This window comes from Pedobacter sp. B4419, from assembly GCF_059693725.1.
On the sequence record NZ_JCASSL010000001.1, the window covers coordinates 2,567,140 to 2,580,452 of the forward strand.

The 13,313-nt window shown below is 42.4% G+C and carries 15 protein-coding genes and 1 riboswitch; of the genes, 14 read left to right on the forward strand and 1 reads right to left on the reverse strand.

Features of this window, described 5'->3' with window-relative positions; translation table 11 throughout:
* Window positions 1–4: 4 nt before the first annotated feature.
* The 11 genes from AC570H_RS10660 (at window position 5) to AC570H_RS10710 (ending at window position 9,298) form a co-directional block, all read left to right on the forward strand.
* Window positions 5–700 carry a 3-keto-disaccharide hydrolase gene (locus AC570H_RS10660; RefSeq protein ID WP_497354514.1) on the forward strand — a complete coding sequence of 232 codons (696 nt, stop codon included), beginning with the start codon at window positions 5–7 and terminating at the stop codon, window positions 698–700.
* Between the two features lie 228 nt (window positions 701–928).
* Window positions 929–1,021: riboswitch (TPP riboswitch) on the forward strand.
* A 61-nt stretch (window positions 1,022–1,082) separates the two neighbouring features.
* Window positions 1,083–1,880 carry a hydroxyethylthiazole kinase gene (thiM, locus tag AC570H_RS10665; RefSeq protein WP_497354516.1) on the forward strand — a complete coding sequence of 266 codons (798 nt, stop codon included), beginning with the start codon at window positions 1,083–1,085 and terminating at the stop codon, window positions 1,878–1,880.
* Entirely contained in the window at window positions 1,880–2,515 is a 636-nt protein-coding gene (gene thiE, locus AC570H_RS10670) for a thiamine phosphate synthase (protein WP_497354518.1), read from the forward strand. The genes thiM and thiE overlap by 1 nt, the downstream gene beginning before the upstream one ends.
* A 7-nt stretch (window positions 2,516–2,522) precedes the next feature.
* Window positions 2,523–3,371 (forward strand): bifunctional hydroxymethylpyrimidine kinase/phosphomethylpyrimidine kinase, encoded by an 849-nt coding sequence (gene thiD / locus AC570H_RS10675; protein ID WP_497354520.1) that lies wholly within the window; start codon window positions 2,523–2,525, stop codon window positions 3,369–3,371.
* On the forward strand, window positions 3,358–4,005 hold the full coding sequence (tenA, locus tag AC570H_RS10680; RefSeq protein ID WP_497354522.1) for a thiaminase II: 648 nt from the start codon (window positions 3,358–3,360) through the stop codon (window positions 4,003–4,005). The genes thiD and tenA overlap by 14 nt, the downstream gene beginning before the upstream one ends.
* A 102-nt stretch (window positions 4,006–4,107) precedes the next feature.
* Entirely contained in the window at window positions 4,108–4,743 is a 636-nt protein-coding gene (locus AC570H_RS10685) for a class I SAM-dependent methyltransferase (protein WP_497354524.1), read from the forward strand.
* Window positions 4,744–4,830: 87 nt separating this feature from the next.
* On the forward strand, window positions 4,831–5,142 hold the full coding sequence (locus AC570H_RS10690) for a nucleotidyltransferase family protein (RefSeq protein ID WP_497354526.1): 312 nt from the start codon (window positions 4,831–4,833) through the stop codon (window positions 5,140–5,142).
* Window positions 5,129–5,467, forward strand: a complete 339-nt coding sequence (locus tag AC570H_RS10695) for a HepT-like ribonuclease domain-containing protein (RefSeq protein ID WP_497354528.1) — start codon at window positions 5,129–5,131, stop codon at window positions 5,465–5,467. Before AC570H_RS10690 ends, AC570H_RS10695 begins: the two co-directional genes overlap by 14 nt.
* 258 nt (window positions 5,468–5,725) lie before the next feature.
* Window positions 5,726–6,994, forward strand: a complete 1,269-nt coding sequence (locus tag AC570H_RS10700) for a TlpA family protein disulfide reductase (RefSeq protein WP_497354530.1) — start codon at window positions 5,726–5,728, stop codon at window positions 6,992–6,994.
* Window positions 6,995–7,009: 15 nt separating this feature from the next.
* Complete coding sequence (locus AC570H_RS10705) at window positions 7,010–8,545, forward strand: sensor histidine kinase (protein ID WP_497354532.1); 1,536 nt, start codon at window positions 7,010–7,012, stop codon at window positions 8,543–8,545.
* On the forward strand, window positions 8,546–9,298 hold the full coding sequence (locus AC570H_RS10710) for a LytR/AlgR family response regulator transcription factor (protein WP_497354534.1): 753 nt from the start codon (window positions 8,546–8,548) through the stop codon (window positions 9,296–9,298).
* Between the two features lie 222 nt (window positions 9,299–9,520).
* Here the strand turns inward: AC570H_RS10710 and AC570H_RS10715 are convergent, their stop codons facing one another.
* Window positions 9,521–10,600: a serine hydrolase domain-containing protein gene (locus AC570H_RS10715; RefSeq protein WP_497354536.1), complete on the reverse strand. Its 1,080-nt coding sequence runs from the start codon at window positions 10,598–10,600 to the stop codon at window positions 9,521–9,523.
* A 119-nt stretch (window positions 10,601–10,719) separates the two neighbouring features.
* On the opposite strand from AC570H_RS10715, the gene AC570H_RS10720 reads away from it, so the two are divergent.
* The 3 genes from AC570H_RS10720 to AC570H_RS10730 are packed head-to-tail and all read left to right on the forward strand — an operon-like array spanning window position 10,720 to window position 13,256.
* Window positions 10,720–12,144 (forward strand): sensor histidine kinase, encoded by a 1,425-nt coding sequence (locus AC570H_RS10720; RefSeq protein ID WP_497354538.1) that lies wholly within the window; start codon window positions 10,720–10,722, stop codon window positions 12,142–12,144.
* Window positions 12,144–12,836 (forward strand): response regulator transcription factor, encoded by a 693-nt coding sequence (locus AC570H_RS10725; RefSeq protein WP_497354540.1) that lies wholly within the window; start codon window positions 12,144–12,146, stop codon window positions 12,834–12,836. The genes AC570H_RS10720 and AC570H_RS10725 overlap by 1 nt, the downstream gene beginning before the upstream one ends.
* A 57-nt stretch (window positions 12,837–12,893) precedes the next feature.
* Complete coding sequence (locus AC570H_RS10730) at window positions 12,894–13,256, forward strand: hypothetical protein (protein WP_497354542.1); 363 nt, start codon at window positions 12,894–12,896, stop codon at window positions 13,254–13,256.
* The last annotated feature ends 57 nt before the right edge of the window (window positions 13,257–13,313 follow it).

Here is a 13,313-nt window from a genome sequence, read left to right on the forward strand (position 1 = left end):
TATAATGAAAAAGTATCTATTATCAGCTGCCGTTTTATTGGCGATGGGCTTTGGCGCGGCTGCACAGACCGCCAAGGTGCCCAAGGGTTTTAAATTGCTGTTTGATGGCAAATCTGTTGCCGGCTGGCATTCCTACGGAAAGACTACGGTTGGCCAGGGATGGAAAGTGGAAGATGGTGCCCTGCATCTCGATCCGAAAGCGAAGAACAACGACGGAGGCGATATCGTAACCGATAAAGAGTATTCGAATTTCCATTTGAGCCTCGAATGGAAGGTGGCGCCAAAGGCCAACAGCGGCGTCATTTTCTTTGTGCACGAGGAACTGCCCAAATATGGCCAGACCTACAGCACAGGCCCGGAAATGCAGGTCTTGGACAACGACGGCCACCCCGACGGAAAGATTGCAAAACACCGCGCCGGCGACCTGTACGACCTGGTAAAAAGCTCTTCGGAGCCCGTAAAGCCGGTTGGCGAATGGAACAAGGCCGAGATCATCAGCGACAAAGGCAAACTGACCTTTATTCTGAACGGCGTGAAGGTTGTAAATACCACTTTATGGGACGACAGTTGGAAGGCCCTGGTCGCGGGCAGCAAGTTTGCCAAGTGGCAGGGATTCGGCACCTACCAGACCGGCAAAATCGCCCTGCAGGACCACGGCGACGAGGTATGGTACAGGAATATCATGATCAAGGAACTATAGGGATGCAGAATGGAAGATGTAAGATGGCAGATGGACAGCTTTGTTCCTCTATCTTGCATTTTCCATTCCTATATCAAGAACATAAAGATGTAGGATATGGAATGACAATGGACAGCCTGTCCTCCATCTTCCATCTTACATTTTACCTAAAAACTAACTAAACTGGTGTTTGGAGCATTTTCCAATGCAGAAAAACCTTCTCCCTTAAGCAGAAAATCGTTAACTTTGTTTTGGCTTTAGGGGTATTCTGCAAAGAATTGAGACAGTCCCTTTGAACCTGATTCAGTTGATACTGACGTAGGGAAAAGTTAGAATTCCATTTCTTCCTTTATTTGTTCTCCATGGTGGGAACCCTTTGGCCATAATTATATTTTAAAAAATTATGGAAAAATTACTCTGGAAGCACACCCTACTCGTTCGTGAACAATCGCCTTTGGTACACAACATTACCAATTTTGTAGTGATGAACAATACCGCCAATGCGCTATTGGCCGTTGGTGCCTCGCCCATTATGGCGCATGCGCATAGCGAAATCGATGAAATGACAGCCATTTGCCAATCACTGGTGATTAACATCGGCACTTTGGATGAATATTGGGTGGCTTCTATGCTCAAAGCCGCAGCAAAGGCCAATGAGCTTCAAAAGCCTTTTGTACTGGATCCTGTTGGTGCTGGCGCAACAACTTACCGAAACACCGTTTTAGCACAGTTATTAGCCTTTAAGCCAAAGGTGATCAGGGGAAATGCATCAGAAATTTTGGCGCTGGCCAACTTTAACACCAGCAAAACAAAGGGTGTAGACAGTACTGCCCAAAGCAATGAGGCAATCGAAGCCGCAATGAGCCTGAATGAGCAGTTTGGCTCGGTGATCTGTATTTCGGGAGCAACAGATATCATCGTTGCTAAAGACCAGCAACTCTTCCTCCAAAACGGAAATGAATTGATGACCAAGGTAACTGGTTTAGGCTGTTCTGCCACTGCAATTATCGGCGCATTTATTGCCGTAATCGACGATACCTTAACAGCAGTTGCCGCCGCAACCTCACTGATGAGCATCGCAGGAGAATTGGCCGCTGCTACAGCTACAGGCCCTGGTAGCTTGCAAAGCCTGCTGCTCGACAAGCTCTATAACCTAAAGGAGCAAGAATTTCTGCAATACATCAAGCTCCAGCAAAACTAATGATCAACAAATTTCCCTATCGTTTATACCTCGTAGTTGCAGCAGCAAACTGTGCTGGGAAAAGCATGCCTGAATTGGTTGAACAGGCCGTTATAGGAGGCGTAGACTTGGTACAACTGAGGGAGAAAAATCTATCGGACCCTGAATTTATCGACAGTGCATTGCGGGTACAGGAAGTTTTAGCCAAATACAACGTCCCATTGGTGATTAACGATAACCTCAACGTTGCGATGCAGGTCAATGCTTTTGGCATCCATGTAGGCAATTCAGACATTCCTCCCAGCCAAATCAAAGCTGTATGGAACAACTGCCAATCGATTGGCTACTCGATCGAATATCTGCAGCAACTCGAATCGAGGGAAAGCCAAATAGCAGACTATTTGGGGATCAGTCCGGTTTTTGCCACCCCCACCAAAACAGATACCGTAACGCAATGGGGTTTAGAGGGCATTCGAAAAATCAGATCGCTGACGACCAAACCACTGGTAGCCATTGGCAACATGAATGCAGACAATGCTTTTAGCGTAATCGAAGCTGGCGCCGATTGTATTGCTGTGGTATCGGCTATTTGTAGCGCAAAAGATCCCTTAAAAGCATCGCATCAAATCAGGGAACAAATTGAAAAAGCATTGTAAACAACAGATGAAAAAATATACTTATCCAAGCGTACTCAGCATTGCCGGTTTTGATGGCAGTGGCGGTGCCGGCATACAGGCCGATATGAAAACCATCTCGGCACTGGGCTGTTTTGCCACCTCAGTACTCACCGCGCTCCCCGTGCAGAATACAAGGGGCGTGAAATCGATCTATCCCATCCCTGATCAGGCCGTAAAAGAACAAATCGATACCATTTTGGACGATATTTATCCCGATGCCATCAAAATTGGCATGGTGCACACCAGCGAACTGGTACTTACCATCGTTGAAGCCTTAAAATCGCATCCTGATATCCCCCTGGTTTTTGATCCGGTTATGGTAGCCACGAGTGGCCATCGATTGATTGAGGATGATACTATTTTGGCCATCATCAAACACCTTTTCCCCTTGGCTAGCTTGATTACCCCTAACCTCGACGAAGCTTCGGTGCTGGTGGAGATGGAAGTTTCGACTGTTGACCAAATGTATATTGCTGGCAAAAAGATCCAGAAATTGGGTGCCAATGCCATTTTACTCAAAGGTGGCCACCTCAATCCGATTGCTACCGGATCAAGCAAACTAACCTCCCTTTTCTTCGATGAACATGGGCAGGTGCATGAATTTCATTTCGAAAAATACGAAACCAACAATACCCATGGCTCTGGCTGTACGCTTTCATCGGCCATTGCCACTTACCTGGCGAGAGGAAAATCACTTTTAGAAGCTGTTAGCCTTGGCCAAGACTATGTGCAACAAGCCATTTATAACGGGAAAGACGTTGTAACCGGAAAGGGAAACGGCCCATTGAACCATTTTTTTAACCCCGAAAAACTAATCAAAAATGAATTGGTCTAAGCATACCTGGATGCAGGCGCAGCCCATCTATCAGCGAATTATAGCCATGCCTTTTATCGAAGAACTGATGAATGGCACGCTTCCTATTGAAAAATTCCAATTCTATATCGCACAGGATTCCCATTACCTCGAGCATTTTGCAAGAGCGCTCTCGCTGATTGCCTCAAGGTTGCAAAACTTGGATGATGCCCTGGCTTTTATCCGTTTTGCCGAAGGTGCAATTATAGTAGAGTCGGCATTGCACGAATCCTATTTCGTAGATTTTAATGTAGAAAAAGGCTTGATGGGTCCAACCTGTCATCATTATACCTGTTTTTTGAAAAGTACCGCAGCCTTAGAAAGTGTGGAAGTAGCGGCAGCAGCGGTGTTGCCTTGTTTTTGGATCTATAAGGAAGTAGGCGATTTTATCTACCAAAATCAGCAAAGCTTGGCCAATCCATACCAAAAATGGATCGACACTTATGCAGGTGAAGAATTTGGCATCTTGGTAAACCGAGCGATTTCCATTTGCGACCGGCTGGCCGCTAATGCCAGCGACCAGCAACAGGTGGCGATGACTGAAGCATTTATAACCGCCAGTCGCTTAGAATTTGATTTTTGGGATAGTGCGTACCGACTCAAAACCGGCAGTTAATTGCTACTTAAGTTTATCCAAGTTGCTACTTGCTTTCGTCAAATTCTTGTCTAAATCTTATCTGCTTTACAAATACTCGTTACTTCTTTATATTTTGCACAAATGCAACATCATAGCAACAACACAAATGAGGATAAGCCAGAGTTTTGGGAAACAGCTTTTGGCGAAAAACAGGAAATGTGGGGCTTCGAACCGGCCAAATCGGCGGTATTGACGAAGGACTTTTTTGTGGAGCAATCGGTAAAAAACGTATTGGTTCCCGGCATTGGCTATGGGCGCAATGCACAGCTTTTTATTGACCATGGCATGGCGGTAACAGGGATCGAAATCTCGAAAACAGCCATTGAAATGGCGAGAAAGCACTACGGAACGGCTATGGTGATTCATCATGGCTCGGTTACGGATATGCCTTTTGACGATAACAAGTATGAGGGCATCTTCTGCTATGCCTTAATCCATTTGTTAGGCAGCAAGGAAAGGAAAAAACTCATCCGCGACTGTTACAACCAACTTGCTGATGGCGGGTACGTGATCTTTACAGGCATTTCAAAAGAAGCCCGCACCTATGGACAAGGCAAATTGATCAGCAAAGACCGTTATGAAATATTTGATGGGGTTCAGATGTTCTTTTATGATGAAGAAACCATCCATGCGGAGTTCGACGCATACGGATTGTTCGAAATCGTGCCCATTAGCGAAAGCCAACCGTTTTTTCTGATTAAATGCAAGAAAGGCTAGGATAACATTACCACATAGCATCCATAAGGTCAATCACATAGCAAATAAAGATACTTTTAGTAATATCATATTTTAGTACCTTTGTATATGCAAACTGCAGTTCAAAATAAACAAACGTTAATATCATTGCTTAAAGCCAATGGCCAACAATTGAAATCTTATGGGGTTTCGAATCTTAGCATATTTGGTTCGTTTATTACTGGAAAAATCAATGCAGAAAGCGATGTTGATCTCTTGGTTGATTTTAATCCAAATGAAAAGAGTTATGATAATTTTATGGATTTATCATTCTTTCTAGAGGATTTATTAGGCAGAAGAGTTGAGGTGGTAACGCCAAAGTCACTAAGCAAATATATTGGTTCGCATATCCTAAAACAGGCAGAACATGTTGCCATCTAATATAGAATTGCTAAGGCATATTGTAGATGAGGTATCTTTTGTTCTAAATGCAGTTAAGGGAAAAGAAAAAGATTCGGTAATTAACGATCCTATACTCTCAAGAGCGATTATCAGAAGCTTAGAAATCATTGGTGAAGCAAGTACTAAAGTCCACCCAGATTTTAAATCTATATATCCTAATGTGGAGTGGAAAAAAATGTCCCATACTCGAAATCGATTAATTCATGACTATTTTGGGGTGGATTATGACATAGTTTGGGATATTATAGTTGCTAAATTGCCTAATCTTGAAATAGAAATCCAAGCAATCATTTCAGAGCATTAAGGAGAATAGAAGCTTTTCATTACGCCTATTTGAGGCTAACGTCATCGTACGGAAGCATAGGATTGATATCCCGCCTACCAGCAGGCAGGTTTGCGGTTAACCCATAACTTAGCCTATCTTGGGTGTCTAAGGTGGTAAAAGTACTACAGCAACGACCCCTGAACAGATTCACAGCCATTATTCCCGCTTTCACATTGCTGTTATCTTTTTGTACTTCCGTGGCTCATCTTTGGCCTATGAAATACAAATCGACAAAAGATGAAAACGATTAAAACTCTTTTAATTATAGTTCTTTGCTACATGGCCTTGAGCGCCAGTGCCCAAAAAGACAGTTCGTTTCAAGTGCATGTGCAGCAGTTGTTAAAGGAAAAAAATCCTGAAAAGAAAATCGCGTTCATGAACAAACTGATCAAAACTTACAAGCTTGATCCCGTTAAAGATGCCGAAGATTTAGACGTCATGAAAGGCAGCATTGCCCTCTCTTTTCTGAGTGCCCATCAATACCCACAGTTTGAAAAATATATTGGAATGATCAGCAACAAGTTTAATCAAACCTCTTATTTGAACATGGCCGCAGAACAATTGCTGCAACAAAAAATCACAGTCTATGCCGAAAAGATAGCCAAACAAACCCTCGACCGCTATTATTCCTATAAAGACCAACCGAGCGCCAAACCTGTCAATTTCCCTCTAGAAGATTGGCACAGGTTCATGAAAATGGCCAACAGTCCTTATTGCGATACCTATGCTTCGGCCTTGTTTGCCAATAAAAAGTACCAGCAAGCACTTGTTTACCAAGAAAAAGCATTGGCAGAGACGACTATAGAAGAAGCGTATTTGCCATCGGCAGAACGTTATAGCCTGCTCCTCGAATTAAACAACCAAAATGAAAAAGCTTATGACCTCTTATTGCAATTGGCCAAGCTGGGCAAGACCAGTACGAACATGAATACACAACTGAAGAGGCTATACCTTAAAAAGAACGGCAACGACAGCGATATAGATGCATTTTTTGCCCGCATTAACGATGATATTTTTCGGGAAACAAAAAACACCCTCAAGAAAAAAATGTTGGATCGCCCAGCACCAGCATTTACGTTATTTGATTTAGAAGGCAAAAAAGTATCGCTTGCCGAACTGAAAGGCAAAATAGTAGTCCTCGATTTTTGGGCAACCTGGTGTGCACCCTGCAAGGCTTCATTTCCGGCTATGGAAAAACTCGTGAAACAACATCCAGAGGTTGTATTTTTGTTTATTGCCACCAACGAAACCGAAGCAAATGCTTTGACCCGGATCAAAACCTATCTTCAGGATAACAAATATGCCTTTCAGGTACTGCTGGATATTCCTTTGGCCAATGAACCAAAAATGTTCGAGGCATTATCGGCTTATAAGCCCGAAGGCATTCCGGCCAAGGTTGTAATCGATAAGCAGGGCATACAAAGGTTTTTGTCGGTTGGATTTTCTTCAGACACCGAACTGATTAACGAAATGGAAGCCATGATTGCCTTAACCAAAGAACAATAATCTAAATTTACAGCAATGAATAGAAGAAGATATATGGCCATGTTGTTGCTCCTTTGCAGTCATTTGGCCTCTGCACAAAGGCAATTTACACTTTTAGACAAGCCCTCTTTGTTCCTCACGGGCGATGGCTTATTGGTAGGACAAATTGAAAAATCTATCCAAATCAACAAGGGAAAAACCAATTACATTTACCTTGCGGGCGGTTTTATCAGTATGCGCCCAACCAATAATAGGCTCGGAACAGCAATTCGTTTTTCGAAATTGGGGAAAGCTGCCGATAGCGCCTCGCTCAACTATTACCGCCTCCATAGCCTCTATTACAAAACCTACTTTGCAACAAAGGGGGCCGACAACAATCAAACTGATCTTTCTCCAAACGCTGCTTCAAAAAAATTGTTCATGCAAGACCAAAAAATGGGCTTGGCTTATTTAAGGGTTAACGATATTTTTAACATAGACATCCTGGATAATCAAACCGATACCTTAGTCAAGAGGTATTCGATCAAAAGACTAAGGGCAATTCCCGAAATAGGCATTTATCGATTAGCGCCAAATCAAGCAAGTGGCACAAAAATACAGGTCACCGAAAATAGGCAACTCTCAGTTTCCGCAACTGACGAGATTGAGTTAAGGTCTGAAGACAAAGACGGTTTGCAAGACCAGCGCATCAATTATACCTTAATCAACCTTAAAACCGGAAAGCCAAAGTACTTTAACGACAAGGCGTTTATAAAACTTCCAGTGCTGATAGCCAACACTGATTACGAACTGCGATGCAGTTACAGTATCCAGCCCGAAAGTGCAAGCATTTACCGAATCCATGTAAAGGCGAAATGGTACCAATTGCCAATTGTTTATGGCTTTGCAACAGGGCTTGTCATTTTGATCATCGCTTTTATCATTATTTTCCGTTTAAAAAACAAGGTTAACCTCTCACAAAAGAAGCAAACAGAGATCGAACAATCTATTTTGAGGCTCCAATCACAGCTTAACCCCCACTTTACCTTTAATGCCTTAAGTTCCATTCAAGGTTTGATGAATACCAATCGGATTGCAGAAGCCAATGATTACCTACAGGATTTCAGTTCATTGCTGCGAAAAACGCTGAGCAAAGGTCAGCAGATTTTCAATACTTTAGATCAGGAGCTAGAAATGATGCAAACCTATATCAGGCTAGAGGCACTGCGTTATAATTTTAGTTGGGAGATCCAGTTATCACTCAACATGAGCTCTTCAACAATAGAAATCCCCACACTGTTGTTACAACCCTTGATAGAAAACGCCATTAAACATGGCATAGCCACACTAGGTAGTGAAGGAAAATTGCTGATCAGCTGTACTACAGACGAAAATGATGATTCCCTAAGCATCAGCATCAAAGACAACGGCAAATGGCCAGCTGATCAAATCAGTTTTGGTTATGGGCTTCAGTTAACTGCAGATAGGATTTCGGCCATCAACAAACTGAGAAAAGAAAAGAAAATTGTGCTTAAATTCGACAGGCAGAATGGTACAGAAGCTATTCTCACCTTTCACAACTGGATAAACTAAATGATCAAAGCCATATTAGTCGACGACGAGTCCATCAACATCGGTAATTTGAAAGCGCTGCTAACCAGCCATTGTCCACAAATCGAAGTCATTGCAACGGCAACAACAGCCGATCAGGCCAAAGAATTGATATTGGAACTCAAACCGGATGTGGTTTTTCTGGATATCCAAATGCCCGAAAAGAATGGCTTCGACCTGTTAAAATCGATCAAGGAACCTTGTTTTGAAGTGGTTTTTGTAACTGCCTATGATGAATATGGCATTATGGCCATCAAATTCTCAGCCTTAGATTATTTGCTCAAACCCATTAATGTAGCAGAACTGAAAACAGCAGTAAGCAAAATAGAGGATTCGGTAAACAGCAAGAAGAAGAACTCAAGACTGGATAACCTATTGCAGCTGCTAGACAAACAACAGCTGGATGAGAATGAGAAAATCGCCTTGCCTACCCAAAAAGAAATCTTCCTCACGCCAATCAAAGACATTGTAAGGTGCGAATCGTCAAATAATTATACCACTTTCTTTTTAACCAACGGCCTCTCCCATCTCATTTCGAGGCCCATTTACGAATACGACGAGTTATTGTCGCCCTACGGGTTCATCCGTTGCCACCAATCGCATTTGGTCAACAAAAAACATGTGAAAAGTATTTTAAACGAAGATTCGGGCTATCTTATCATGGATCATGACAATGTTAAAATCCCAATCTCCCGACAGAAAAAAGCCCTGATCAAGTCCTTATTCAAAGCTTAAGCTTCTGTTAATAAACACATAGAAACATAGGAACACATAGGAAGCACAGCTTACATGCATCATATGGTAAGTATCAATAGCTTCTCCTATGTGGTTAAACTATTAAAGACACCTAGTAGCACATAGAAAGCAACCAGCTTATATGCCTCACATGGTAAAAAACAAACCAGTTTCACCTATGTGCCTATGTGTTTAAACGATTAAAGAAAACATAAGCCTAAATTACTGCCCAAGGTACGCACCAATCACCTTCATTCGCATTTTGTTCAGCTCGTCTATTTCAGTCGTATTAGAGATCAGGATAAAAGTCAGGTCTTTATCGATCAGGTGTACCCAATTAGCCGTATGGCCATAGCCTCCGCCCTGCCTTTCGGCTAAAATGGTATTTACCGTTCCGAATTTTGCCGGGTAAACCCAAAAGCCAAAGGCCACATCGCCCAGTTTCGGGTAGCTAGTTGTCATCAGTTCAACTGTTTCTTTTTTAAGGATCTGATGTTTGAAAATGGCTTGGTCAAACTTGAGTAGGTCTTTTGGCGTGGAATACATGGCCCCTGCCGAATAAAAATTATCGATATACCCATTGGTTGGCATGTAAACCTCTTTCACGTTGGTTTCTCGAGGCGAATAACCCTCGTCCATGTTTTTGATGATATCTTCGTGGTGGTAGAAATCGGTTTCCGTCATTTTCAAGGGAATCAGAATCTGTTCCCTCAATACCTGCTCATAAGGTTTTTGATAAATGTTTTCGATTATCTTCCCCAGCAAAATAAAATCGCCGTTGTTGTAGGCAAACTTGGTTCCCGGCGTATCAATCAATTTTTCGGAAAGGTATCTTTTAATGAATTCATCTAAGCCCCAAATGGTCTTATTGTAGGCCTCATGGATCATTTCTGGGCTACTGATGTCTTTATGAAACCTGCCGCTGCTATAGGTGAGCAGATTTCTGATGGTGATTTTTGTAGCACCCTCTCCTTTGTACTCGGGGAAATAGGTATGAACTGTAGAATCGAGATTGATTTTGCCCTGTTCATACAGTTGCATGATCAAAACCGTGGTGAAGGTTTTGGTTAGCGACCAGATCTGGTACCTTGTAGTTTCATCATATTTGATGCTGTAATGCCTATTGGACAAACCCGTGTATTTCAAATACTCGATTTTGCCATTTTTGGCAATGAGTACCACTCCATTAAAATTGCGCTGGTTGATGCACGAATCCATTACTTTCTCAACTTTTGACAGTTGGGCAACAGCAAATACAGGCAACAGCGAGAGACAAAGGGCTAAAAGTTTATTGATTTTCATTTTTTATTGTTTGCCCTAAATTAGGCAAGGCTTGGCTAATGGAAAGTTAAGCTCCGTTAAATAGAGTTAAATCTTCGTCGGCTCTTGTTTGTTGTTGTAAAATTTCATCAATTTAAAATGTGAAATGGCTTTCGTCAAAATTGATATACCCGCTGGTGCTCTTCTCGCTAATAGCCAGCATCGCTTTGCAGTTTGTTTGGCTAAACGGGCTATATGTATCTCAGCGCAACGATTTGAAGAAAAGCATTGAAGACGTAGTAGGTTCAGCTGCCAAACAAGCAAGGTACCGTTCTTTTGTGAGTGATGAACGTGGCAAGCAACAGCTGCAAAACTTCCCAAAACTCAAGGAATTCCTCTTATCGCCCCAATGGCTACAGTTGCAGCAAGCATTTGATAATTTAAAAATCGATGGTGTACACACCGGTTTCCACTATGAAATTGGCCTAGATAGCGCCTTGCTCCATATGCAGTTCAATTTCAAAAATGCGCCTGCTAGCCATCAAAAAAAGCAATCGCCACAAAATGAACCGCTAAGCCTAAGCGAAAAAAGTTCGTTGAAATTGATGGATTCGCTGGTTAAGGCGGGTGTTGAAAAATTGGGCATCAACAAAACTGGCTATGCACTTTACAGCTATAACAACGACAGTTTGTTTTACCAAAGCCAAGCCCAAAGCCATTACCGCAGCGATCGTTACGTTTTTCATTTGGCTTATGCGCATACTTACCAGCTACTGTATAAGGGCTTAAACGGTGCAGTATTTTACCAAATGCGCTATTACCTGCTTTCTTCTTTACTGATGGTACTGCTTACCATAATGGCTTTCTATTTCTTGTTGCGCCTGCTCAAAAGCCAAAAGCTGTATGCCGATGCCAAACTTTCTTTTACCAGCAACATGACGCATGAGTTTAAAACACCAGTAGCTACGGTAGCAGTTGCCTTAGAATCGATTGTGAAATACAAATTGACCAATGAGCCCGAAAAGCTGCACGAATACCTAGAAATTAGCCAAAGCGAATTGAAAAGGCTAAATATCATGATTGAAAAAGTGCTCAGCTTAAATGATGGCGATGCCTATCAACAACCCAAAAAGCTACGGGTTAACGTTCGTCAGCTATTGGAAGAAGTTATCGCTTCCCTAAAATTACAAATCACGGTTCATGAGGCCAAGATTGAGGTAGCATGCAATAGCGACTGCGTGATTGAGGCCGATGCCTTGCAGCTCACCCATGTGTTTTACAACCTGCTAGAGAATGCCTTGAAATATGCTTCGCCCAATGCCTTAATTACTATTGTTTGTGAGCCAAAGGGCGATAGGCTATCGATTAGTTTTAGGGATAATGGACCAGGTATCGACCCAATTTATCATCAAAAGATATTCGAGCGCTTTTTTAGGATCCCAACTGCCGATCTCCACAATGTGAAGGGTACCGGCTTGGGCCTCAATTATGTAAAAGAAATCATAGCAGCCCATTCAGGGAGCATTCAAGTAGAAAGCGAAGTCCATAAAGGCACCACCATTACCCTCTTAATTCCTTATCAATAATGGCAGCGAAGATTTTGTATGTAGAAGACGAGCCTTTTCTGGCGAAAATTGTAAGCGATGGCCTGCGGAGCAGCGGCTATGACGTGAGCCACCTGAGCGATGGCCAATTGGCCCTGCAACATTTCATTAAAGAACGGCCTCAGCTTTGCCTGTTGGATGTAATGTTGCCCATGAAAGATGGTTACACACTGTCGACAGCAATCAGAAAGATAGATGCCAAGGTGCCCATCTTATTCTTAAGTGCAAAAACCTTAACCGATGATGTAATTAAAGGCTTTAAAAGCGGTGGAAACGATTATATGCGCAAACCCTTCAGCATTGACGAACTGCTGATCAGGATCAAATCGCTGTTGGGAAGAATTGAGCCTGAAACAGCATCGAATAAAAAAGAAGGCGAACGTTTTTACGAGTTTGGCAACTGCCGATTAGATACCTTGCTCCAAGAATTGACCACTTCTGTACGCACTTATAAGCTCTCTTTTAAAGAAGTAGCCTTGCTCGAAATCATGTTGCTGAATAAGAATACACTTTTGGAAAGGCAACATATTTTGCGCCAGATTTGGGGCGACGATAGCTACTACAACACCCGAAGCATGGATGTTTTTCTTTCCAACCTACGGAAATACCTCAAATCGGAACCAGCCATCCAGCTCATCAATATTCGTGGTATAGGCTATAAATTTATTTGTTAGCCTGATTTAAAAGTCCTAAATCTTTACATTTCGGTTTTTAAATGTAACTTTGTTGCATTGAAAACCATTGGCCAATTATATAGACAGCAATTGTTCTCCAAAATTTGGGCGATTTTCTTATTGGCTGCTTTCCTCAATGCCAGTCTGATGGAGAGTTTTCACCACCATACTCAGGCCAAAACAGCCATAGCTATTCAAAAACCGGGCAAAGCCCATCAGCAGACTTCTATCCTTTCGGCCCAGTTCAAATGTAAATTGTGCGACCTGATTAAACATAATGCCCATTTTTACGATTTGCCCGTAACTGCTCATTATTCGGTCATCCAGCCCGAACTCGTGATCAACTATGTTCATTTTCTTGAACGACAAGCCAAGGCTTTTATATTAAGCTGTACCAATAAAGGTCCCCCAAGCTTCTAACCTACCCTTTCTCTACCTCTAACGCTCTTGAGCAGCGTACCCTTTCCAATTCATCAA